The following is a 21,638-nucleotide window of genomic DNA, read 5'->3' as shown; positions in this document are numbered from 1 at the left end:
ATTCCTTCAGGCCGACGAACGGTGAGGCAAGTGTCTTGCCAATTTGAATTACGGGCATAATATTATGCGTGTAATTCAAGTGGAGGCTGACATGAGCGAGAAGAAAGCCCAGACCCGAGAACGCATCCTGCAGGCAGCCGCTTCGGCCATGTTGCAGCGCGGCCCGCAGGAGCCCGGTGTGGCTGATGTGATGAGTGCCGCCGGACTCACGGTGGGGGGCTTCTACGCCCACTTCGCCAGCAAAGATGCGCTGATGCTGGAAGTCTTCGAGCAACTGCTGCGCAGGCGGCGGGACTTGATGGCTTTGCTCGACTCATCGTTGCCAGGGGAGGAGCGCCGCGCGTTGGCTGCCAGTTTCTACCTGTCCCGCAAGCACCGTGATGCCACTCACTCCGGCTGTCCGTTGCCCAGTTCACTGGGTGCGCTGCCGCAATTGCCAGAGGCCTACCGGACGTTGCTAGCGGAGCATCTGGAGGTGCTGAGTGCCGAAATGTGCGACCGCCCCGAAGAAGCCGACAAAGCCCTTGCGGACCTTGCCTTGATGGTGGGTGGCCTGGCCCTGGCGCGTGCGTTGGGGGCTGGCGATCTGTCTGACCGAATACTGCGTGCCGCCAAGTCGGCAGTTATCTGAGGAGCCGAATCATGAACAATCTGAGCCTGATCAGGGGAGTCCACGCCACGCTGGGTCGTGTGGCGCCACAAATGGTCGCCCGCCGTATGCGTCGCCAGTTCATGACGCCGCGCAACCTGCCGCCGCGGGAGTGGGAGATGCCGTTGCTCGGAAGCTCCGAGCGAATCACCCTGCGCTTTGGTCTGTCCGCCCTGCGTTGGGGGAGCGGTCCGACCGTACTGCTGATGCACGGCTGGGAAGGGCGCCCTACCCAGTTCGCCAGCCTGATTGAGGCCCTGGTCGCAGAAGGCTACGGTGTGGTGGCGCTGGATGGTCCGGCCCATGGCCACTCCCCGGGGCACGAAGCCAATGTGGTGCTCTTCGCGCGCGCTTTGCTGGAGGCTGCTGGCGAGTTGCCTCCGCTGCACGCGGTGATCGGTCATTCCATGGGCGGTGCAAGCGCCTTGCTGGCCAGCCAGATGGGGTTGCGCGCCAGGGCCTTGGTAAGCATTTCCGCCCCCAGCCGCATTCTTGGGCCGCTACGCAGTTTCGCCCGATTCATGGGGCTGCCGCCGAAGGCCCGGGCGCATTTCGTCAGTCAGGTGGAAAACCATGCGGGGATTCCCGCGGCGCACCTGGATGTACAGCGCTACCAGCTGGATATCCCGGGCCTGGTTGTGCATGCCGAGGATGACCCGCTGGTGCCGGCCAGTGACGCCCAGGTCATCCACGACGCCTGGTTCGACAGCCAGTTGCTGCGGCTGGAGCAAGGTGGTCACCAGCGCCTGCTGGCAGATGCTCGCCTGGTCAGCGCTGTCCTTGGGCTGCTGGCGCAGGTTCGTGAGCCTCGGACTGCGGCAGAGGCTGTGCGCTGAGTCAAGACAGGGCTGGCAGGTGACCTGTCGTCAGTGCTCTACTTCCAACGTTCACCGGCCCGGCGTGATCGCCTTTGGCACCGGCCTGGGAACTTTGCGATGTGGAGAGCTGACATGAGCCTGACGATGGATGTGGTATTGCAGCGGGCGCGCCCGGTTCTGCCTGTGCTGGTGATCGAGGATACCGGGCTGGCCCTGGATCTCGCGGGGGCGCTGAGTGCGGGTGGCGTCGAGGTGCTGGAGGTAACCTTGCGCACGCCGCGTGCGCTGGATGCACTGGCGGCGATCCGCAAGGAATTCCCGGACCTGCTCGTGGGCGCCGGCACCCTGATCCATACCGAACAATTCATCGAGGCGCGTGATGCCGGGGCGCATTTTGCCGTCAGCCCCGGCTGTACCGAACGCCTCGCAGCCGCCGCCGAGGACTCCGGTCTGCCGTACCTGCCCGGCGTGATGACACCCTCCGAAGTGCTGTTGGCGCTGGAGTATGGCTACCGCTCGCTGAAGCTCTTCCCAGCCGATGGCAGCGGCAGCGTGAAAATGCTGAAAAGCCTCAAAGGCCCTTTCACTGGCATCCGTTTCTGCCCCACCGGCGGGTTGACTCCGGACAACCTGCTCAGCTTTCTGCGCCTGCCAAACGTGGCCTGCGTCGGCGGCACCTGGATCGCGCCGTCCAGCCTGATCCGCGCCCGCGCATGGGATCAGATCACTCAACTGGCCAGCGAAGCCCGTGAACTGGCCAGCAGCGTGGAGCTCAACTCATGAGCTGGGACATGCCCAACCCCTTCGTCATTGATATCAAGGTCGGTGCCGATGACATCGACGGCCTCGGTCATGCCAATAACGCCGTCTACGTCAGCTGGCTGGAGCGCTGCGCCTGGCGTCACTCGCAGAGCCTGGGTCTGGACCTCGCCGAGTATCGTCGGCTGGACCGGGCCATGGCGGTGTTGCGTCACGAAATCGACTACCTGGCCGCGGCTTACGAGGATCAGGAACTGCAGATGGCCACCTGGATCGTAGAGTCGGACCAGCGCCTGAAGATGGATCGCCTCTTCCAACTGGTACGGCCGGATGATGGCACCACCTTGTTGAGGGCCAAGACCACCTTCGTCTGTATCGAGCTCTCCAGCGGCAGGCCCAAGCGCATGCCGACGGAATTCGTCGAAGGTTATGGGCGGGCGCTGCAGCCGCCATTCCCGCTTGAGCTCTGAGCCTCAGTCGGCCGCTGGTGCCAGAAACACCTCGTGCTGGCTCTGCACGATGCGCAAATGGCGGACTTCGCCGGGCAGGATGATGGTCGACTGCGCGCTGCCTGCGTACTGCCCGGCGCAGTAACCTGAACCTTTCTGCGCCACCCGCAGGGTGACTTCGCCGGCCGGCACCGGAATGCTCACTGACTGGCCGGGCGCTATCTGCGCCACCAGCTCGTTCTGCACGTAAAGGTCGATGTCGCAGGCATTCGGGGCGTCCTCGTCACGGCTGATCAGCAGCTCGCCGATGGCGTCCGGCGTCGGCTGCCGAGCGGGCGACATGATCGCCTCGCTCGCGGCGAATACCGCAGTGGCGGCCAACGTAAGTGCGGCAAGGACGGGGACGAGCGAGTTCATCCGGGCATTTCTCCTGCGCTGAATAGGTGGAGTTTCGACCACCAGTCCAGTCGGATGCTCCGTGGGATATTCGCCGTCCGTCCTGCTGCGTAAACTACGCGCCTTTTATCCTGTGAGCCTGCCATCCATGCAAATCGCCCTGGCCCCCATGGAGGGGCTGGTCGACGAAATCCTTCGCGATGTGCTGACCCGTGTCGGTGGTATCGACTGGTGCGTGACCGAATTCATCCGGGTGTGCGATCGCCTGCTGGCGCCCAGCACCTTCGAGAAGTTGGCCCCCGAGCTGGCCCAAGGCGCGCGTACCCGCGCCGGCACGCCCATGCGTGTGCAGTTGCTGGGCTCCGATCCGGTTTGCCTGGGCGATAACGCCGCGTTCGCCTGTGCACTGGGGGCGCCGGTCATCGACCTCAACTTTGGTTGCCCGGCCAAGACGGTTAACAAGTCGCGTGGCGGCGCCGTGCTGCTCAAGGAGCCGGAACTGCTTCATGCGATCGTCCGCGAGGTACGCCGCTCCGTACCGACGGAGATTCCGGTGACGGCGAAGATGCGCCTCGGCTTCGACAGCCCGGACGGCGCGCTGGATTGCGCCCGCGCTCTTGCCGAGGGCGGGGCTGAGCAGATCGTGGTGCATGCCCGTACCAAGGCCGAAGGCTACAAGCCGCCAGCACACTGGGAGTGGGTGGCCAGGGTGCAGGAAGCGGTCAGGGTTCCGGTGTTCGCCAATGGCGAGGTCTGGACCCTGGATGACTGGCGCCGCTGCCGCGAGGTGAGTGGGGTGGAGGACATCATGTTGGGTCGCGGCCTGGTGTCGCGTCCCGACCTGGCTCGGCAGATCGCCGCCGCGCGGGCGGGCGAGCCGGTGCGGGAAATGACCTGGGAAGAACTCCAGCCCATGCTGCAGGAATTCTGGCGCCAGGCTCGCCGCAAGCTGGCACCGCGCTATGCGCCGGGACGCCTGAAGCAATGGCTGGGCATGCTCACCCGCAGTTACCCCGAGGCGGTGGCGCTGTTCGCTGAGGTGCGCCGCGAGAACGATTGCGAGCGGATCGACGCATGGCTCGGGGTGCCCGATCTCCGCCGGGAGTGGGCCGAGGCAGGCTGACCCTTAGCGCCCGCCGGCTACGTCCAGCAGGGCGCCACTGGTATAGGAAGCCTCGTCGCTGGCCAGCCAGAGAATCGCGCTGGCCACTTCTTCCGCTTCGCCGCCGCGCCCCATGGGGACTGCCTGGCGAACGCGCTCGACCCGATCAGGTTCGCCGCCGCTGGCGTGGATTTCCGTGCGGATCACGCCGGGGCGGACTGCGTTGACGCGAATCCCTTCGGCTGCCAGCTCCTTGGCCAGGCCCAGGGTCATGCTGTCGATGGCGCCTTTGGCCGCCGCATAGTCGATGTACTCATTGGGTGCGCCGATACGCCCGGCGATGGAGGACAGGTTGACGATGGCGCCGCCCTGGCCGCCATGGCGAGTGGACATGCGCTTGATGGCCTCCCGCGCGCAGAGAAAGCTGCCGATCACGTTGGCCCGTAGCACTCGTTCGAAACGTGCCGCGTCCATGTCTTCCAGGCGCATCTGGCGCTCCAGCATCCCGGCGTTGTTCACCAGCACATCCAGCCGCCCGAACTCTCGGTCCATGAGTTCAAACATCGCCAGTACCTGTGCCTCATCGCCTACATCCGCGCACAGGGCAAGGGCGCGGCCGCCAGCGGCCTCGATTTCATGCACCAGCGCTTCAGCGGCTTCCCGCTGCTGCCGATAGTTGATTCCCACCGCGTAGCCGCGTTGGGTAGCGAGCCGGGCAGTGGCGGCGCCGATGCCGCGGCTGGCACCGGTGATGAGCATGACTTTCTGCATGGCGTTTCCTCTGGGGCTTGAAATGCTTTTGGGCGTCCCTATCTAGGGTACTGCGGGATGCCGAAGTCGGGTCTCGCAGTCGAAACACTTGCTGATTACTCAGGAGATCAACATGAGCACTGCTTTTTCCCTCGCCCCGCTGTTCCGTCATTCCGTGGGCTTCGACCGTTTCAACGACCTGTTCGAATCCGCCCTGCGCAATGAGAGTGGCAGCACCTATCCGCCTTACAACGTCGAGAAGCATGGCGATGACCAGTACCGCATCGTCATCGCGGTAGCCGGCTTCCAGGAAGAAGACCTGGAGCTCCAGGTGGAGCGCGGTGTGCTGACCGTCAGTGGCGGCAAACGCGAGAAGAGCGACGAATCGGTGACCTACCTGCACCACGGCATCGCCCAGCGTGCCTTCAAGCTGTCCTTCCGCCTGGCCGACCACATCGAGGTCAAGGCTGCCGGCTTGCAGAGCGGCCTGCTGAACATCGACCTGGTGCGTGTAGTGCCCGAAGAAGCCAAGGCCAAGCGTATCCCGATCAACGGCCATCGCGCAGTGCTGGAAAACTGATCTCCCGACTACACGGGAAAAGAAGAGGGCGCCCGCGGGCGCCCTTTTTCTTGCTTCAGAGCGGCGCCGGCCGCTGTGCGCTGTGGGCCAGCAGTGCGCGGAACTCCGTAAGCGGTACGGGCTTGCTATACAGGTAGCCTTGGTAAAGGTGGCAGCCCTGCTGCTCGAGGAAGGCCAGTTGTTCGCTGCGCTCCACGCCCTCGGCAATTATCTCCAGGCCCAGGCTGCGGGCCATGGCGACGATGGCGCGAATGATCTCCGCGTCGTTCGGGTCCTGGGTGGCATCGCGGACGAAGGATTGGTCGATCTTCAGCGCATCCACCGGCAAGCGCTTGAGATAGGTCAGGGACGAATAGCCTGTACCGAAGTCATCCATGGCGAAACTCGTGCCCAGCTTCTTCAGGCGGCGCATCTTGCCGATGGTGTCCTCGATGTTCTGGATGACGATGCCCTCGGTGACCTCCAGTTTCAGCAACTGGGCGGGTAGCTGACTACGTTGCAGGCTGCGCTCGACCCGCTCGACGAAATCGCTTTGGCGAAACTGCCGGGGGCTGATGTTCACGCACAGGCTGAAGTCGCGGGGATCGACCAGCCGTTCGGCCACCAGCTGTTCGCAGGCGTTGCAGGCTTCGTCCAGCACCCAGGCGCCAACTTCCAGGATCAGGCCGCTTTCCTCCAGTACTTGGATGAATTGGCCGGGGGATTGCGGGCCTAGGGTCGGGTGTTGCCAGCGGAGCAGGGCTTCTGCCCCCACCACCCGATTGTTGCGCGCATCCACCTGGGGCTGGAAATGCAGCTCGAACTCGCCGCGGGCTAATGCCAGGCGCAGGTCGTTCTCCAGGCGCAGGCGCTCACTGGCCGCTGCCTGCATGGTGCTGCGGAAGATCTGGATGGCGTTGCGCCCGGAATCCTTGGCGCGGTAGAGGGCGATGTCGGCGCGCTTCAGCAGGTCCGCGGGGCTGGCGCCGTGATCCGGAATCAGGGCGATGCCAATGCTGGGGGTGACCTGCAGATGGTGCCCGTCGAGCAGCATGGGTTCAGCTAGCAATTTGCGGAGTTTGTCGGCGATCTCCCGTACTTGGCGAGTCACTTCCGAGCGCTTGCCTTCGAGACCGGTCAGCAGCACCACGAATTCGTCACCGCCAAGGCGCGCCACGGTGTCTTCCAGTCTCACGCTGGCTTCCAGGCGGGCGGTTACCATCTTCAAAACCGCATCGCCGAGGGGGTGACCGAGCGAGTCGTTGATGTGTTTGAAGTGGTCGAGGTCGAGGAAGAGCAGGGCGCCGCGCATGTCGTGGCGCTGCAGAAGGGCGATCTGCTGGGTCAGGCGATCGGTCAGCAATGCGCGGTTGGGCAGGTTTGTCAGCGGGTCGTGATAAGCCAGGTGCTGGATTTGCGCTTGGGCGTCCTTGAGCGCGCTGATGTCCCGCGCGGTAAGGAGCAGGCAGGGCGTGCCGTCAAGCTCGATCTGCTCCACCGAGACTTCCACTACCTTCTGGCTGCCGTCGCGGTGTTGGCCGAGCATCTCCAGATGGTGCACGCGGCCATTGCGCTTGAGCAGGTCGAGCATATGATCGCGTTCGGTGGGTCGCGCCCAGATATTCATCTCGCCGGCCGTGCGCCCCAGCACTTCGTCGGCGCGGTAGCCGGTCAGCCGACTGAAGCCTTCATTGACCTCGATGTAACGGCCGGTGTCGCGTTCGGTGATGGTGATCGCGTCGGGGCTGGAGTGGAACGCCTTGGCGAACTTTTCCTGACTGGCCTTGAGCGCCGCCTCGGCTTGCTGGCGCGCGGTGATGTCGCGGAAGGTGGTGGTGATGCAGAGCTGGCGTTCGACGCGAATGAAGCGGCTCGACACCACGCAGGTCAGCAGGCGGCCGTCGCGGGTCAGAAAGCGGGCTTCGACGTTGTCCAGGCCCTGGTCGCGCAGCAGTTCACTGAACAGTCTCGAGCGCTGTTCGGGATCGGCCCAGAACTGGATCGCTGGAGCACTGAGGCCGACGATCTGCTCGGGTTGCCAGCCGAACACATCGCTGAAGCTCGGGTTGATCTCGATGAACACGCCGTCGCGGATGCGCGAGACGCAGATAGGGTCGGGGCTGGCCTGGAACAGGGTGACGAACTTCTCCTCCGACGCCGCCAGACGCTGTTCGCGGCGAACCCGCTCGCTGATATCCATGAGGATGCCGGTCATGCGCAGGGGGCGGCCCAGGTCGTCGCGATAAAGCTTGGCGGTGCTTTCCAGGTAGTGCACTTCACCGTTGCTGAAGCGTGTGCGGTAGGTCACCTGGTACTCGTTGCTGCGACCCTCCAGCAGCTCCTGGTAAGCGCGCCGCATGCTTTGCTGGTCTTCATCCGGTACGCAGATGAAGAAGTCGCGAAACTCGCCTTCGAAGGGTTCCTTGGCCAGACCGTGCAAGGCCGAGGCGCGGGCAGATCCGTAGAGCGTGCCATGGGCGATGTGCCAGTCCCAGGTGCCGAGGTCGGCCGATTCCAGGGCCAGGTTCAAGCGCTCCTGGCTGTCCTTCAGGGCCTGTTCCTGGGCGCGTTGGCGGGTGACGTCGCGAACCGTCAGCACCAGGCAGGTGCGGCCGTCCAGCTCGATCTCCTCGCCGTAGAGCAGGCAGATGGCGCGGCTGCCATCGCGGCGCTTCAGGTTTACCTCGAGTTCGTCGAGGCGACCGTGGCGTTGCAGGGTGTCGAGCATCTCCTGGCGTTGCGCCGGGTCTTCCCAGATGCCCAGTTCCAGAGAGCTGTGACCGATGGTTTCGCCCTGGCTCCAACCGAATTGGCGTTCGAAGCCGGTATTGATCTCCAGGAAGCGGCCGCTGGTGCGATCGGTGATCACCACGGCTTCGGGCGTACTGCGGAAGGCCTTGGCGAACTTTTCCTCGCTGATGCGCAGGGCGTTTTCGGCACGTTTGCGCTCGGTGGTGTCGAGGAAGGTGCTGATCAGGTAGGGCTGGCCCTCCAGTTCGATGTACTGGCTGGAGAGCACACCGTCGAGGATGCCGCCGTGGCGGGCGCGCAGCCTGACTTCCTGGGAAATCGGCGCGTTGCTGGCGCGGGCATTGCGGTGCAGCCACTCGCGTTGGCTCAAGTCCTCCCAGAAACCCAGTTCCAGGGTGGTGCGACCGATGGTTTCGGCTGCCGGCCAGCCCAGCACAGCCTCGAAATGCTGGTTGGCTTCGACAATCAGGCTGTCGGTCAGTCGGACCAGTAGCACGACGTCCGGACTCAGGTGAAACAGGCTGGAGTAGCGCTGCTTGGAGTTGATCAGGTCCTGGGCGCGTTTCTGCTGCTGGGTGACGTCGCGGATCACGCCGATCATCCGCCGCTTGCCGTCAGTCAGGGGTTGCAGGCTGCCGCTGATCTCGAGCCAGTGCAGGCTGCCATCGGGCCAGCGGATACGGTGGCGCATGGCGCGTTCGGCCTGTCGGCCTTCGAGCACTTCCTGGAACAGGCGCAGCACCTCGCCGCGATCGTCTTCGGGGATCAACTGGACGTAATCCACCGGTTCGCTGAGCGGCCGATGCGGATCAAGGCCGAACAAGGCCTGGGCACCACGGGACCAACTGACCCGGCCGGAATCGATATCCCAGGACCAGGCGCCCAGTCGGGCGCCGTTCAGCGCGGCCAACAGGCTGGAGGCGTCTTGCCAGGATTGCTCGAAGGCCGCGGGGTCGAGGGCAGGGATATGGGGGAACGGGGGACTCGGGTCACTGGCTTTGCGCATGCGCGCCCCTTACCGACGATAGGGCAGATGTTCGGGGCGGTGAACGGCGAGTGGTTCCTCGTGCCTTCCCGACCCTGTTCTTATGGTGTGCGGCTCAACTTAGCCTTTGCCCTTACAGGTACGCAAGGTTGTCGCGCTGTGCGTCGAGCAGTGCCATGAAAGCTTTGGCGGCGTTGGAGAGGGTGCGCTCGGTGTGCAGGATGTAGCCCAGCTGGCGTGACAGCTGGATGTCCTGCAGGGGCAGGCGCACCACGGAGTCGTCAAGCATGGTACGCGGCAGCACGCTCCAGGCGATGCCGATGGAGACCATCATCTTGATGGTCTCCATGTAGTTGGTACTCATCGCGATGTTCGGCATCAGACCCTCCGCTTCGAACATGCGGCGGACGATGTGGTGGGTGAAGGTGTTGCCGCCGGGGAACACCGCCGGGTGCCGCGCCACATCGGGAAGGAATATGGTCTTGTCACGGGCCAGGGGGTGTTCCGGCGCGGCAACGAAGTCCAGCGGGTCGTTCCACACCGGCACCGCCTGGACCGGCAGCGCGGTTTCCGGTGCCAGGGTGATCACCGCCAGCTCCACGCGACCGTGGAGGATTTCCTCATAGGCCACTTCCGAGTCGAGGAACTGGATGTCCAGGGCAACCTGCGGATAAGCGCGGGTAAAGGCGCGCAGCAGCGGTGGCAGGCGATGCAGGCCGATGTGATGGCTGGTGGCCAGAGTCAGGCGGCCGCTGATGTCGCCGGAGAGGTTGCTCAGGGCGCGGCGGGTATCGTCCAGCACGTTGAGGATCTGGTAAGCGCGGGGGAGCAGGGCACGGCCGGCTTCGGTCAGGCTGACTTCGCGGCCGAGGCGGTCGAACAGGCGCACGCTGAGTTGCTGCTCCAGCGAGGCAATGCGCTTGCTCACCGCGGGTTGCGTCAGGTGCAGCCGCTCTCCTGCTTCGGAGAAGCTGCCGGTTTCGGCGATGGCGATGAAAGCATTGAGGCTGGCCAAATCCATATCTGGGCTCCGTGGGTTGCTGGCGCCGATAGTATCCGCATTCCTCGATGGAATGCTTTAAATAAAAAATATGAATTTGAGTTATTCGATGCAAGCCCCTACGATCGTCCCCACAAGCAAAAGGGGCTTACGACCCCTGCGCACAGAAGCAAGCTGATGAGGACCTGACGATGGCCGGCAAGACGCTCTACGACAAGCTCTGGGATGCTCACGAGGTGAAGCGCCGCGACGATGGTTCGTCGCTGATCTACATCGACCGTCACATCCTTCACGAAGTGACCTCGCCGCAGGCCTTCGAAGGGCTGCGTCTGGCGGGTCGCAAGCCGTGGCGCATCGATGCCAACATCGCCACCCCGGACCATAACGTGCCGACTACTCGCGCCGAGCGCCAGGGCGGCCTCGAAGCCATCGCCGACGAGGTTTCGCGCATCCAGGTCAAGACCCTGGACGAGAACTGTGATGACTTCGGCATCCTCGAGTTCAAGATGAACGATATACGCCAGGGTATCGTCCATGTGGTCGGTCCGGAGCAGGGCGCCACCCTCCCGGGCATGACCGTGGTCTGCGGCGACTCCCATACCTCCACCCACGGCGCTTTCGGCGCACTGGCCCACGGCATCGGCACCTCCGAGGTCGAGCACGTGCTGGCGACCCAGTGCCTGGTGGCGAAGAAAATGAAGAACATGCAAGTGCGCGTGGAGGGCAAACTGCCTTCTGGCGTCACCGCCAAGGACATCGTGCTCGCCGTGATCGGCAAGATCGGCACTGCCGGCGGCAACGGTCATGCCCTGGAGTTCGCCGGCAGCGCCATTCGCGATCTCTCCGTCGAAGGCCGCATGACCATTTGCAACATGTCCATCGAAGCGGGTGCCCGCGTCGGTCTGGTGGCTGTGGACGAAAAGACTATCGCCTACGTCGAAGGCCGCCCCTTCGCTCCCAAGGGCGCCGACTGGGACAAGGCCGTAGTCGCCTGGCGTGATCTGGTGTCCGATGCCGACGCGCATTTCGACACCGTTGTCGAACTGCGCGCCGAAGACATCAAGCCGCAGGTGAGCTGGGGCACGTCGCCCGAGATGGTGTTGCCGGTCGATCAGCGTGTGCCGGACCCGGCCGCAGAAGCTGATCCGGTCAAGCGTGGCTCCATCGAGCGCGCCCTGAAGTACATGGGGCTTGCCGCCAACCAGGCCATTACCGATATCCAGCTGGACCGCGTGTTCATTGGTTCCTGCACCAACTCGCGCATCGAAGACCTGCGTGCCGCCGCCGAAGTGGCCAAGGGGCGCAAGGTCGCCGCCACCGTCAAGCAGGCGCTGGTGGTGCCGGGCTCGGGCCTGGTCAAGCAGCAGGCTGAACAGGAAGGCCTGGACAGGATCTTCATTGAAGCGGGCTTCGAATGGCGTGAGCCGGGCTGCTCCATGTGCCTGGCCATGAACCCGGATCGCCTGGAGAGCGGCGAGCACTGCGCGTCCACCTCCAACCGCAACTTCGAAGGCCGTCAGGGCGCTGGTGGTCGTACCCACCTGGTCAGCCCGGCCATGGCCGCCGCCGCTGCGGTGACCGGTCGTTTCGTCGATGTTCGCGAGCTGCTCAAGTAAGGAAGGAGAGTCGAGATGAAAGCCTTTACCCAACACACCGGTCTCGTCGCTCCGCTGGATCGCGCCAACGTCGATACCGACCAGATCATTCCCAAGCAATTCCTCAAGTCGATCAAGCGTTCGGGCTTTGGCCCCAATCTGTTCGACGAGTGGCGCTACCTGGATGTCGGCCAGCCGAACCAGGACAACTCCGCGCGGCCGGTGAACAAGGATTTCGTGCTGAACTTCCCGCGCTACCAGGGCGCCAGCGTGCTCCTGGCCCGCGAGAACTTCGGCTGTGGCTCCTCCCGTGAGCACGCGCCCTGGGCGCTGGACGAGTACGGCTTCCGCGCCATCATCGCGCCGAGCTACGCCGACATCTTCTTCAACAACAGCTTCAAGAACGGCTTACTGCCGATCATCCTGAAAGATGAGGAAGTCGACGAACTCTTCCAGCAGTGCGAGTCCACCGAGGGCTATCAGCTGACGGTCGACCTGGCCGCGCAGACCGTGACCCGTCCGGACGGCAAGCAGTACAGCTTCGAAGTGGACGCGTTCCGCAAGCATTGCCTGCTCAATGGCCTGGACGATATCGGCCTGACCCTGCAGGACGCTGAAGCGATCAAGGTCTTCGAAGGCAAGCACCGCCAGGGCAATCCGTGGTTGTTCCGCGACGCCTGAACCGTACACTGGAGGATGACGTGAGCGACAAAGCCCATGAGCAGGTGGTCCAGCGCCAGTTCGGCGAACAGGCCAGCGCCTATCTGAGCAGTGCCGTGCATGCCCAGGGCACGGAATTTGCCCAACTGCAGGCCGAGGTAGCGGGGCGCGGCGATGCCCGCGTCCTCGATCTCGGCTGTGGCGCCGGACACGTGGCCTTCCAGGTTGCGCCGCTGGTGGGTGAAGTGGTGGCTTACGACCTGTCCGAGCAGATGCTCGATGTTGTCGCGAGCGCCGCCGCCCAGCGTGGGCACGGCAATGTAGTGACTCAACAGGGCGCGGCCGAGTCGCTGCCCTTTGCCGATGGCAGCTTCGACTTCGTCTTCAGTCGCTATTCGGCGCACCACTGGAGTGACCTTGGCCTGGCCCTGCGCGAAGTGCGTCGAGTCCTGAAGCCGGGTGGCGTGGCGGCCTTCATCGATGTCGCGTCACCAGGGAAAGCGCTGTTGGATACCCACCTGCAAGCGGTGGAAGTGCTGCGTGATACCAGCCATGTGCGCAATTACTCGCCTGCCGAGTGGCTGTGCCAGGTGGCCGAGGCGGGGTTGCGGCCCCGCAGTCATGCGCGCCAGCGGTTGCATCTGGAGTTCGCCTCGTGGATCGAGCGTATGCGGACGCCGGTGGTGTTCCGCGACGCGATCCTGGCGCTGCAGCAGGCCGTCGGAAACGAGGTTCGCGATTATTTCGAGATTGCCGCTGACGGCTCCTTCAGTACGGATGTCCTGGTGCTCTGGGCCGAACGCTAGAACGAATTGCATGGCGCGGAGAGCGCCCAACGAGAGGAAAGCATGAGCAAGCAGATTCTGATTCTCCCCGGTGACGGCATTGGCCCGGAGATCATGGCCGAGGCCGTCAAGGTGCTGGAGCTGGCCAATGACAAGTTCCAGCTCGGTTTCGAACTGACTGAGGATGTCATCGGTGGTGCCGCCATCGACAAGCACGGGGTGCCACTGGCCGACGAGACCCTGGAGCGTGCGCGCAAGGCCGATGCCGTGCTGCTGGGCGCCGTGGGCGGCCCGAAGTGGGACAAGATCGAGCGTGACATCCGTCCGGAGCGTGGTCTGCTGAAGATCCGTTCGCAGCTGGGGCTGTTCGCCAACTTGCGTCCGGCCATCCTCTATCCGCAACTGGCCGAGGCCTCCAGCCTCAAGCCGGAAGTGGTCGCGGGTCTGGATATCCTCATTGTTCGTGAGCTGACCGGCGGCATCTATTTCGGCCAGCCACGCGAGCAGCGCGTGCTGGAAAATGGCGAGCGTCAGGCCTACGACACCCTGCCGTACAGCGAAAGCGAGATTCGCCGCATCGCCCGTGTCGGCTTTGATATGGCGCGCGTGCGCAACAAGAAGCTGTGCTCGGTGGACAAGGCCAACGTCCTGGCGTCCAGCCAGCTGTGGCGCGAAGTCGTGGAAGAAGTGGCCAAGGATTATCCGGACGTCGAACTCAGTCACATGTACGTCGACAATGCCGCCATGCAGCTGGTACGGGCCCCCAAGCAATTCGACGTGATGGTTACCGACAACATGTTCGGCGACATCCTGTCGGATGAGGCTTCCATGCTCACCGGTTCCATCGGCATGCTGCCTTCTGCCTCGTTGGATTCGAACAACAAAGGCATGTACGAACCCTGCCATGGCTCGGCGCCGGACATCGCCGGCCAGGGCATCGCCAACCCGCTGGCGACCATACTCTCCGTATCGATGATGCTCCGCTACAGCTTCAACCAGACAGCTGCCGCCGACGCCATCGAGAAGGCCGTCAGCCTGGTGCTGGATCAGGGGCTGCGGACCGGCGATATCTTCTCCGCCGGTGCGACCAAGGTCGGTACTCGTGAGATGGGCGATGCAGTGGTAGCAGCACTGCGGAATCTGTAATCTGTCCGGCCCGCTGGCAGTCCAGCGGACCACTTTTTCAAGAAAGGTGTAGTTGTCATGAAGCGTGTAGGTCTGATCGGTTGGCGCGGCATGGTGGGTTCCGTGCTCATGCAGCGAATGCTGGAAGAGCGGGATTTCGACCTGATCGAGCCGGTGTTCTTCACCACTTCCAACGTCGGTGGCCAGGGTCCCGCGGTCGGCAAGGATATTGCCCCGCTGAAGGACGCCTATAGCATCGACGAGCTGAAGAGCCTCGATGTGATCCTGACCTGCCAAGGTGGCGACTACACCAATGAGGTGTTCCCCAAGCTGCGCGAAGCCGGTTGGCAAGGCTACTGGATCGATGCCGCGTCCAGCCTGCGCATGCAGGATGACGCGGTGATCGTTCTCGATCCGGTGAATCGCAAGGTTATCGACCAGCAGCTGGATGCCGGCACCAAGAACTACATCGGTGGCAACTGCACCGTCAGCCTGATGCTGATGGCGCTTGGCGGCCTGTTCGAAGCCGGTCTGGTCGAGTGGATGAGTGCCATGACCTACCAGGCGGCCTCCGGTGCCGGCGCGCAGAACATGCGCGAACTAATCAAGCAGATGGGCGCGATCAACGGTGCCGTTGCCGATGACCTGGCCAATCCGTCCAGCGCCATCCTCGATATCGACCGCAAGGTGGCTGAGGCCATGCGCGGCGAAGATTTCCCCGCCGAGAACTTCGGTGTCCCCCTGGCTGGTAGCCTGATCCCCTGGATCGACAAGGAACTGCCTAATGGCCAGAGCCGCGAAGAATGGAAAGGCCAGGCCGAGACCAACAAGATTCTCGGTCGCTTCAAGAGCCCGATCCCGGTCGATGGCATCTGCGTGCGCATCGGCGCCATGCGTTGCCACAGCCAGGCGCTGACCATCAAGCTGAACAAAGATGTGCCGATCGCGGACATCGAAGGCATGATCAGCCAGCACAACCCTTGGGTGAAGCTGGTGCCGAACCAGCGTGAAGTCAGCATGCGCGAGCTGACCCCGACTGCCGTGACCGGCACCCTCAGCGTTCCGGTCGGCCGTCTGCGCAAGCTCAATATGGGTTCGCAGTACCTCGGTGCCTTCACCGTCGGTGACCAGCTGCTCTGGGGTGCCGCCGAGCCGCTGCGCCGGATGCTGCGTATCCTGCTGGAGCGTTGATGGTCTCTTGGGGTGCCGATGAGGCTCGTCGGTAACCCCAGCCCCTCGATTGCTTGCATGCGGGGTGGCAGTTACAGTGCCGCTCCCCGCATCGCCATAAGTAGTTCCCCATGAGCCAGTCCCTCGACATCGCCATCATCGGCGCCACCGGCACCGTTGGTGAAACCCTCGTCCAGCTCCTTGAGGAGCGGGAATTCCCAGTCGGCAACCTTCATCTGCTTGCCAGTGGCGAATCCGCCGGTGCTTCTGTGCCATTCAAGGGACGCAATCTGCGAGTGCGCGACGTCGCCGATTTTGATTTTTCCCAGGTCCGTCTGGCGTTCTTTGCTGCTGGCGAGGTGGTGACCCGCAGTTTTGTTCCACGTGCGCGCGCCGTTGGCTGCTCGCTGATCGATCTGTCCGGCGCCCTTGACCCCCTGGAAGCCCCAAGCCTGGTACCGGAAGCCAATCCGGAACTGCTCGCCGGGCTGTCTGCGCCTTACCAGCTGACCAGTCCCAGCGCCTCAGCGGTTGCCCTTGCGTGCGTGCTGGCGCCGCTCAAGGACTTGCTAAAGCCGCAGCGTCTCAGCGTGATGGCAAGTCTTGCCGTTTCCAGTCGCGGTCGCGAAGGTGTCACCGAACTGGCTCGCCAGACTGCGGAGTTGCTGAATGCGCGTCCGCTGGAGCCGCGCTTCTTCGATCGCCAGATCGCCTTCAATATCCTGGCCCAAGCCGGTGCGCCGGATGCCCAGGGGCACATCGCCCTGGAGCGGCGCCTGGTGAGTGAGATCAAGCAGTTGCTCGGCGAGCCTGGCCTGCGTGTCGCCGCTACATGCGCATTGGCCCCGGTCTTCTTCGGTGACAGCCTGGCTGTCTCAGTGGTGGCCGAACAGCAACTGGATCTGACTGCTGTGCGTGAACGTCTGGGTCAGGCGCCGGGTGTCGAATTGGTGGAAGAAGAGGGCGACTATCCGACCGCTGTCGGCGACGCAGTAGGGCAGGATTCGGTATACGTAGGACGGGTTCGCGGCGGGGTGGATGACCCTTGCGAACTCAATTTGTGGATTGCTTCTGATAATGCAAGAAAAGGCGCTGCGCTCAATGCTGTGCAGTCGGCCGAGTTGTTGATAAAACACTATCTGTCAAAGATACTTACCTGAAAATTTGTAGAAATATTCTAGCTTGACAATACTGGCTTGGCCTTATCGTTGATGGGGAGCCGCCGTTCCGGCGTGCGCAGGCAGCGACTTAAGACCCTCCTCTCGCTCGGCGGGAAAAAAGATAAAACAAGGGAATCACTCTATGGTTCGGGTTCGCAAACTTGTGCTGGCAATCGCGGCTGCATCCGCGCTGACTTCGGGCGTCGCCAACGCTCTCGGGCTCGGGGAAGTCACCCTGCGTTCTTCCTTGAACCAGCCCCTGGATGCGGAGATCGAGCTGCTTGAGGTGCGTGACCTGGCCTCGGCCGAAGTCAAGCCGAATCTGGCGGCAGCCGAGGAGTTCTCCAAGGCAGGCGTCGATCGCCAGTATTTCCTGCAGGACCTCAAGTTCACACCGGTGATCAAGCCTAACGGCCGCAGCGTTATCCGGGTGACTTCCAGCAAGCCGGTCCGCGAACCCTATCTGAATTTCCTGGTCGAGGTGCTCTGGCCCAATGGCCGTCTGCTGCGTGAATACACGCTGCTCCTCGATCCGCCGCTTTATTCGCCCCAGGCCGCCGCCGCTGCTGCGCCGAAGATTCCCGTAGCCGCGCCGGCTCCGGCGCCGCGCCCTGTGGTCGCCCCGACACCTGCGCCGGTCCGTACCGCTCCGGCGGCTGCCGCTGCGCCGCGCCCAAGTGCACCGACCCCGACTCCGGCCCCGGCGCCCAAGGCACCAACTGACCAGTACCGCACCACGTCTAGTGACACGCTCTGGGAAATTGCCGAGCGCAGCCGCGCCAGTGGCTCGGTGCATCAGGCCATGCTGGCCATCCAGGACCTGAACCCGGATGCCTTCGTCGATGGCAACATCAATCGGCTGAAGAGTGGCCAGGTGCTGCGTTTGCCCGATGAGCAGCAGATCGCCAGTCGCACCCAGGCCGAGGCCATCGCCCAGGTCCAGGCGCAGAACACCGCCTGGCGTGAGGGCCGTAGCCTGGCAGGGGAGGGCAAGCGCCAGCTTGACGCCACCAAGCGCAGTAACGCCGGTGCCGCGCCCGAGAAGGTCGATACCCAGGACAATCTGCGACTGGTGTCGGCCGCCAGCGGCAAGGCTTCCAGCGGCAGCGACAAGGGCGCCAACGGTGAAAGCAAGGCGCTCAGCGACAAGCTGGCCGTGACTCAGGAAAGCCTGGACTCGACCCGTCGCGAGAACGAAGAACTCAAAGGGCGCATGACCGATCTGCAGAGCCAGATGGATAAGCTGCAGCGCCTGATCCAGCTCAAAGACGACCAGCTTGCCAAGCTGCAGGCTGATATGGCCGGCCAAGGCAAGCAGGCGCCAGCCGCTCCGGTAGCCGCTGCTCCCGTTCAGCCGGCCAAACCCGCAACTGCGCCTGCCCAGCCGGCTCCGGCTGCAGCTGCGCCTGCCCAACCGGCTGCACCTGCACCTGTCCCGGCTGCCGCAGCACCTGCTACTCCCGCGGCCCCTGGCGCTGCTGCGCCTGCTCCGGCCGCTGCTCAACCTGCCGCCCCGGTCCAGGCCCAGCCGGCTGCTCCCGCCCAGCCCGCGGCGCCGGTCGCCACGCAGCCCGCCAAGCCGGCAGAGCCAGCCAAACCCGCCGCTCCGGCCAAGCCGGTACAGACCGCTCCGGCCGCGCCGGTGGTCGAGCCGCCGCAGTCCAGCATCATTGATGACGTGCTGGCAAACCCAATGCTTCTCCTGCTGGCTGGCGGTAGCGCCCTCGTAGCCCTGCTGGTGCTGCTGATGGTGCTGTCGCGCCGCAACGCGCTGAAAGAGGCCGAGTTGCAGAACGGTCTCGCCGCACAGGACGATGAAAACAGCTTTGGCAGCGATCTCGATCTGAAGGATGACAGCTTCGCTGCCTTCGACAGCCCTGAGCTGGACTCCGCTGTTGCTGATGTGCCGGAAGCGGCTCCGGCCAAGGCGCAAGAGCGTGTCACCGCGCAGACCGGCGATGTGATCAGCGAAGCCGACATCTATATCGCCTACGGCCGCTTCAACCAGGCTGCTGAACTGCTGCAGAACGCCATCAACGACGAACCTCACCGCAGCGATCTCCGTCTGAAACTGATGGAGGTCTATGCCGAGCTGGGTGATCGTGAAGGCTTCGCGCGCCAGGAAGGTGAACTCCGCGAAATTGGCGGGGCGGCCGGCGAGATCGAGCAACTGAAAGGCAAGTACCCGGCTATGGCAGTCGCCGCGGTTGCCGCGACCGCAGCCGCGGGTCTGGCTGCTGCCGATGATCTCGACAGCTTCAGCCTTGATGACCTGACCCTGGATGACGACTCAGCGACTGCTCCGGCAAACGTTGGTGGCGATCTGGATGACGCATTCGACCTGAGCCTGGATGATCTGGGCTCCGATCTGGATTTCGACCTGGCGGACGAGAAGCCGGCCAGCATTCAGCCGGCCGCCGCTCCGACCAATGAGTTGAGTCTGGACGATCTGGAGTTCGACGCTCCTGCTACGCCGGCCAAGGTCGAGAGCGACCTGGATTTCGATCTGGATATCGGCGGCAGTGACGAGCTTCTGACCGGCGAGGAGAGCCTGGAGCTCAGCGACGACCTGGCTGATTTCAGCCTCGATCTGGAGCCCGCAGCTGAGCCGAAGAGCGCCGATGAGGATGAGTTCCTGCTTAGCCTGGACGGCGACCTCGATTCGCCCCTGGCAGCTGAAGAGCCTGTGTCGGCGGTGGAAGAAGCGAGCGCTGGCCTGCTTGACCTGCCGGCTGACTTCGACCTCTCCCTGCCTGAGGAACCGACTGCCGAACCGCTGGCGGATAACGACAGCTTCGCTGCCCAGCTGGACGAAGTGACTGCCGAGCTGGATCAGCTCTCCGACAGCCTGCAGCAGGCGCCAGAGCCCGAGCCGGTTGCTGTGCTGGAAGACGACGTATCGAACCTGGGTCTGGAAGAGGAAGACGATTTCGACTTCCTCTCCGGTACCGACGAAACTGCGACCAAACTGGATCTGGCTCGCGCCTATATCGACATGGGTGACACCGAAGGTGCTCGCGACATCCTCGACGAGGTAATGTCCGAGGGGAATGACACCCAGCAACAGGAAGCGCGCGAACTGATCGCACGTCTCAGCTGATAGATGACTCAAGCAGTACCCGCAGCGGCAGCCTCTTCGGCTGCCGCTGGCATTTACAGAATCGCCCTCGGTGTTGAGTACAAAGGCTCCCGCTACCGTGGCTTCCAGCGCCAGCGCGCTGGCGTGCCTTCGATCCAGGAGTCCCTCGAAACGGCACTGAGCCGGGTCGCAGGCGGAGCGCCCGTGACGCTGTCATGTGCCGGCCGAACCGATGCCATGGTGCATGCCAGCGGCCAGGTAGTGCACTTCGATACGCCGGTGGTGCGTTCGATGCATGCCTGGGTCATGGGCGCGAACATGAATTTGCCTGGCGATATCAGCGTCACCTGGGCCAAGGAAATGCCCAGGGCTTTCGATGCCCGCTTCAGTGCGATGGCTCGGCGTTATCGCTATGTGATCTACAACGACCCGATTCGTCCGGCTCACATGGCCGAGGAAGTGACCTGGAACCATCGGCCGCTGGATTTCGAGCGGATGCGCGAGGCGGCTCGTTGCCTGGTCGGGACTCATGATTTCAGTGCCTTCCGTGCCAGGCAGTGTCAGGCGAAGTCGCCCATCAAGACCGTGCATCACCTGGAACTGATCGAGCATGGCCGCCTGATCGTGCTCGATATCCGTGCCAGCGCATTCCTTCACCACATGGTGCGCAACATCTCCGGAGTGCTGATGACCATTGGTGCCGGGGAACGGCCTGTCGAGTGGGCCAGGCAGGTGCTGGAAGGCCGCATTCGCCGCGAGGGGGGTGTAACCGCGCATCCCTATGGGCTCTATCTGGTGCAGGTCGAATACCCGGAAGAGTTCGAGCTGCCTCAGCGTTACCTGGGCCCGCACTTTCTTTCCGGTCTGCCGGAAACGGTGTGCTGACGCTGCGTCTGGCCTTTGCTAACATCCTCGGTCTTTAGTCTTCAGGTGCCTGCATCTTGTCAGCCGTTCGCATCAAAATCTGCGGTATTACTCGAATCGATGACGCCCTGGCTGCCGTCGCTGCCGGGGCCGATGCCATAGGTTTTGTGTTCTACGCGAAGAGCCCGCGAGCGGTGACTCCGGCCCAGGCCAGAGCCATCGTCGCTGCGCTGCCGCCTTTCGTGACCACTGTCGGGCTCTTCGTCGACATGCCGCGGGCGGAGCTGACGCAGGTACTGGCCGAGGTCCCGCTGGATCTGCTGCAGTTCCATGGCGATGAAAGTCCCGAGGCCTGTGCCGGTTACGGCCGACCCTACATCAAGGCTCTACGAGTCAAGCCGGGTGACGACATCACCGCGGCTATCTCCTGCTATCCCGAGGCGTCCGGCATCCTTCTCGACACGTTTGTGCAAGGGACTCCCGGTGGCACCGGCGAAGCCTTCGACTGGAGCCTGGTGCCCCAGGATGCGGCAAAGCCTTTGATCCTGGCGGGTGGCTTGACCCCTGAGAACGTCGGTGAGGCGGTTCGTCAGGTGCGCCCCTATGCCGTTGATGTGAGTGGTGGCGTTGAGGCCGGCAAGGGCATCAAGGACGCTGCGAAGATTCAAGCCTTCATCCAGCAGGCACGAGCCTGAAATGCACATTGTGGATACTTTCGCGTACTCGTCCGCTGGCGCGTCTCCTGCATATGTGACGGACGGCGTTTCGCTGCCGTCCATAAGCGAGTTGCCCAGGCAGGAGAAGCCTGTCGGGTCGCGTGGCAAGGCTGCGTCGATCGGGCCTGTTTTTTACGAGAGCGGTGGCAAGGCCATCGCCAGGGTGATACCCGGGCACATCATGCGCGCCGGGGTCGCAACCATGAATTCGCTCAAGGGCATGCGCGGGGCTATGAACCGCTAGCGCGTGTTCGGGCCTGAAAGCT

General features: G+C 63.7%; 20 protein-coding genes. 16 read left to right on the top strand and 4 right to left on the bottom strand.

Annotation, left to right across the window (positions count from 1 at the left end; all coding sequences use genetic code 11):
- Positions 1 to 91: 91 nt before the first annotated feature.
- From FFS60_RS09360 to FFS60_RS09345, 4 genes are all read left to right on the top strand, one after another.
- On the top strand, positions 92 to 631 hold the full coding sequence (locus tag FFS60_RS09360; protein ID WP_028631311.1) for a TetR/AcrR family transcriptional regulator: 540 nt from the start codon (positions 92 to 94) through the stop codon (positions 629 to 631).
- Positions 632 to 642: 11 nt separating this feature from the next.
- The gene (locus FFS60_RS09355) at positions 643 to 1,485 is read left to right on the top strand and encodes an alpha/beta hydrolase (RefSeq protein ID WP_028631312.1); all 843 of its coding nucleotides are present in this window, start codon (positions 643 to 645) and stop codon (positions 1,483 to 1,485) included.
- A 114-nt stretch (positions 1,486 to 1,599) separates the two neighbouring features.
- A complete protein-coding gene (locus tag FFS60_RS09350) occupies positions 1,600 to 2,250 on the top strand; it encodes a bifunctional 4-hydroxy-2-oxoglutarate aldolase/2-dehydro-3-deoxy-phosphogluconate aldolase (protein ID WP_137821812.1) in 651 nt (216 codons plus the stop codon).
- Positions 2,247 to 2,696: a thioesterase family protein gene (locus tag FFS60_RS09345; RefSeq protein WP_028631314.1), complete on the top strand. Its 450-nt coding sequence runs from the start codon at positions 2,247 to 2,249 to the stop codon at positions 2,694 to 2,696. Before FFS60_RS09350 ends, FFS60_RS09345 begins: the two co-directional genes overlap by 4 nt.
- Positions 2,697 to 2,699: 3 nt before the next feature.
- Here FFS60_RS09345 and FFS60_RS09340 read toward each other — a convergent pair whose 3' ends face one another.
- Positions 2,700 to 3,092 carry a hypothetical protein gene (locus FFS60_RS09340; protein WP_137821811.1) on the bottom strand — a complete coding sequence of 131 codons (393 nt, stop codon included), beginning with the start codon at positions 3,090 to 3,092 and terminating at the stop codon, positions 2,700 to 2,702.
- A gap of 127 nt (positions 3,093 to 3,219) precedes the next feature.
- Here FFS60_RS09340 and FFS60_RS09335 point away from each other — a divergent pair, with 127 nt between their 5' ends.
- A complete protein-coding gene (locus FFS60_RS09335) occupies positions 3,220 to 4,194 on the top strand; it encodes a tRNA-dihydrouridine synthase (RefSeq protein WP_137821810.1) in 975 nt (324 codons plus the stop codon).
- Between the two features lie 3 nt (positions 4,195 to 4,197).
- Here the strand turns inward: FFS60_RS09335 and FFS60_RS09330 are convergent, their stop codons facing one another.
- Positions 4,198 to 4,944 carry an SDR family oxidoreductase gene (locus FFS60_RS09330; protein WP_137821809.1) on the bottom strand — a complete coding sequence of 249 codons (747 nt, stop codon included), beginning with the start codon at positions 4,942 to 4,944 and terminating at the stop codon, positions 4,198 to 4,200.
- A gap of 112 nt (positions 4,945 to 5,056) precedes the next feature.
- Here FFS60_RS09330 and FFS60_RS09325 point away from each other — a divergent pair, with 112 nt between their 5' ends.
- On the top strand, positions 5,057 to 5,503 hold the full coding sequence (locus FFS60_RS09325) for an Hsp20 family protein (protein ID WP_137821808.1): 447 nt from the start codon (positions 5,057 to 5,059) through the stop codon (positions 5,501 to 5,503).
- A gap of 55 nt (positions 5,504 to 5,558) precedes the next feature.
- Here FFS60_RS09325 and FFS60_RS09320 read toward each other — a convergent pair whose 3' ends face one another.
- Both FFS60_RS09320 and FFS60_RS09315 read right to left on the bottom strand, forming a co-directional pair.
- Positions 5,559 to 9,239, bottom strand: a complete 3,681-nt coding sequence (locus FFS60_RS09320) for a PAS domain S-box protein (protein WP_137821807.1) — start codon at positions 9,237 to 9,239, stop codon at positions 5,559 to 5,561.
- Between the two features lie 112 nt (positions 9,240 to 9,351).
- Positions 9,352 to 10,239: a LysR family transcriptional regulator gene (locus FFS60_RS09315; protein WP_028631318.1), complete on the bottom strand. Its 888-nt coding sequence runs from the start codon at positions 10,237 to 10,239 to the stop codon at positions 9,352 to 9,354.
- Between the two features lie 170 nt (positions 10,240 to 10,409).
- Here FFS60_RS09315 and leuC point away from each other — a divergent pair, with 170 nt between their 5' ends.
- The 10 genes from leuC (at position 10,410) to FFS60_RS09265 (ending at position 21,616) form a co-directional block, all read left to right on the top strand.
- Positions 10,410 to 11,834, top strand: a complete 1,425-nt coding sequence (gene leuC / locus FFS60_RS09310) for a 3-isopropylmalate dehydratase large subunit (protein ID WP_137821806.1) — start codon at positions 10,410 to 10,412, stop codon at positions 11,832 to 11,834.
- Between the two features lie 15 nt (positions 11,835 to 11,849).
- Positions 11,850 to 12,494: a 3-isopropylmalate dehydratase small subunit gene (gene leuD / locus FFS60_RS09305; protein ID WP_137821805.1), complete on the top strand. Its 645-nt coding sequence runs from the start codon at positions 11,850 to 11,852 to the stop codon at positions 12,492 to 12,494.
- Positions 12,495 to 12,514: 20 nt separating this feature from the next.
- Positions 12,515 to 13,279 (top strand): class I SAM-dependent methyltransferase, encoded by a 765-nt coding sequence (locus FFS60_RS09300; protein ID WP_028631321.1) that lies wholly within the window; start codon positions 12,515 to 12,517, stop codon positions 13,277 to 13,279.
- A 42-nt stretch (positions 13,280 to 13,321) separates the two neighbouring features.
- On the top strand, positions 13,322 to 14,404 hold the full coding sequence (leuB, locus tag FFS60_RS09295; RefSeq protein WP_028631322.1) for a 3-isopropylmalate dehydrogenase: 1,083 nt from the start codon (positions 13,322 to 13,324) through the stop codon (positions 14,402 to 14,404).
- Between the two features lie 57 nt (positions 14,405 to 14,461).
- Positions 14,462 to 15,574 carry an aspartate-semialdehyde dehydrogenase gene (gene asd, locus FFS60_RS09290; RefSeq protein WP_028631323.1) on the top strand — a complete coding sequence of 371 codons (1,113 nt, stop codon included), beginning with the start codon at positions 14,462 to 14,464 and terminating at the stop codon, positions 15,572 to 15,574.
- A 110-nt stretch (positions 15,575 to 15,684) separates the two neighbouring features.
- On the top strand, positions 15,685 to 16,713 hold the full coding sequence (locus FFS60_RS09285; protein ID WP_028631324.1) for an aspartate-semialdehyde dehydrogenase: 1,029 nt from the start codon (positions 15,685 to 15,687) through the stop codon (positions 16,711 to 16,713).
- Positions 16,714 to 16,855: 142 nt separating this feature from the next.
- Complete coding sequence (locus FFS60_RS09280) at positions 16,856 to 19,813, top strand: FimV/HubP family polar landmark protein (RefSeq protein ID WP_137821804.1); 2,958 nt, start codon at positions 16,856 to 16,858, stop codon at positions 19,811 to 19,813.
- 3 nt (positions 19,814 to 19,816) lie between these two features.
- Positions 19,817 to 20,677 (top strand): tRNA pseudouridine(38-40) synthase TruA, encoded by an 861-nt coding sequence (truA, locus tag FFS60_RS09275; protein ID WP_028631326.1) that lies wholly within the window; start codon positions 19,817 to 19,819, stop codon positions 20,675 to 20,677.
- A 56-nt stretch (positions 20,678 to 20,733) separates the two neighbouring features.
- Positions 20,734 to 21,351 (top strand): phosphoribosylanthranilate isomerase, encoded by a 618-nt coding sequence (locus FFS60_RS09270; RefSeq protein WP_028631327.1) that lies wholly within the window; start codon positions 20,734 to 20,736, stop codon positions 21,349 to 21,351.
- 1 nt (position 21,352) lies between these two features.
- Positions 21,353 to 21,616 carry a hypothetical protein gene (locus tag FFS60_RS09265; RefSeq protein ID WP_028631328.1) on the top strand — a complete coding sequence of 88 codons (264 nt, stop codon included), beginning with the start codon at positions 21,353 to 21,355 and terminating at the stop codon, positions 21,614 to 21,616.
- Positions 21,617 to 21,638: the final 22 nt, after the last annotated feature.

It is taken from the genome of Pseudomonas sp. D(2018), assembly GCF_005502555.1.
Lineage (GTDB): Bacteria > Pseudomonadota > Gammaproteobacteria > Pseudomonadales > Pseudomonadaceae > Metapseudomonas > Metapseudomonas resinovorans.
This window is presented reverse-complemented; position numbering and strand designations above follow the sequence as displayed.

What these genes read in the sequence shown, in the direction of transcription:
- FFS60_RS09345 (WP_028631314.1), top strand. Translation starts at nt 2,247, where the DNA reads ATGAGCTGGGACATGCCCAACCCCTTCGTCATTGATATCAAGGTCGGT.
- FFS60_RS09340 (WP_137821811.1), bottom strand. Translation starts at nt 3,092, where the DNA reads ATGAACTCGCTCGTCCCCGTCCTTGCCGCACTTACGTTGGCCGCCACT.
- leuB (WP_028631322.1), top strand. Translation starts at nt 13,322, where the DNA reads ATGAGCAAGCAGATTCTGATTCTCCCCGGTGACGGCATTGGCCCGGAG.
- asd (WP_028631323.1), top strand. Translation starts at nt 14,462, where the DNA reads ATGAAGCGTGTAGGTCTGATCGGTTGGCGCGGCATGGTGGGTTCCGTG.
- FFS60_RS09265 (WP_028631328.1), top strand. Translation starts at nt 21,353, where the DNA reads ATGCACATTGTGGATACTTTCGCGTACTCGTCCGCTGGCGCGTCTCCT.
- FFS60_RS09330 (WP_137821809.1), bottom strand. Translation starts at nt 4,944, where the DNA reads ATGCAGAAAGTCATGCTCATCACCGGTGCCAGCCGCGGCATCGGCGCC.
- FFS60_RS09325 (WP_137821808.1), top strand. Translation starts at nt 5,057, where the DNA reads ATGAGCACTGCTTTTTCCCTCGCCCCGCTGTTCCGTCATTCCGTGGGC.
- FFS60_RS09315 (WP_028631318.1), bottom strand. Translation starts at nt 10,239, where the DNA reads ATGGATTTGGCCAGCCTCAATGCTTTCATCGCCATCGCCGAAACCGGC.
- leuC (WP_137821806.1), top strand. Translation starts at nt 10,410, where the DNA reads ATGGCCGGCAAGACGCTCTACGACAAGCTCTGGGATGCTCACGAGGTG.
- FFS60_RS09360 (WP_028631311.1), top strand. Translation starts at nt 92, where the DNA reads ATGAGCGAGAAGAAAGCCCAGACCCGAGAACGCATCCTGCAGGCAGCC.
- FFS60_RS09320 (WP_137821807.1), bottom strand. Translation starts at nt 9,239, where the DNA reads ATGCGCAAAGCCAGTGACCCGAGTCCCCCGTTCCCCCATATCCCTGCC.
- FFS60_RS09285 (WP_028631324.1), top strand. Translation starts at nt 15,685, where the DNA reads ATGAGCCAGTCCCTCGACATCGCCATCATCGGCGCCACCGGCACCGTT.
- FFS60_RS09355 (WP_028631312.1), top strand. Translation starts at nt 643, where the DNA reads ATGAACAATCTGAGCCTGATCAGGGGAGTCCACGCCACGCTGGGTCGT.
- FFS60_RS09335 (WP_137821810.1), top strand. Translation starts at nt 3,220, where the DNA reads ATGCAAATCGCCCTGGCCCCCATGGAGGGGCTGGTCGACGAAATCCTT.
- truA (WP_028631326.1), top strand. Translation starts at nt 19,817, where the DNA reads ATGACTCAAGCAGTACCCGCAGCGGCAGCCTCTTCGGCTGCCGCTGGC.
- FFS60_RS09280 (WP_137821804.1), top strand. Translation starts at nt 16,856, where the DNA reads ATGGTTCGGGTTCGCAAACTTGTGCTGGCAATCGCGGCTGCATCCGCG.
- FFS60_RS09350 (WP_137821812.1), top strand. Translation starts at nt 1,600, where the DNA reads ATGAGCCTGACGATGGATGTGGTATTGCAGCGGGCGCGCCCGGTTCTG.
- leuD (WP_137821805.1), top strand. Translation starts at nt 11,850, where the DNA reads ATGAAAGCCTTTACCCAACACACCGGTCTCGTCGCTCCGCTGGATCGC.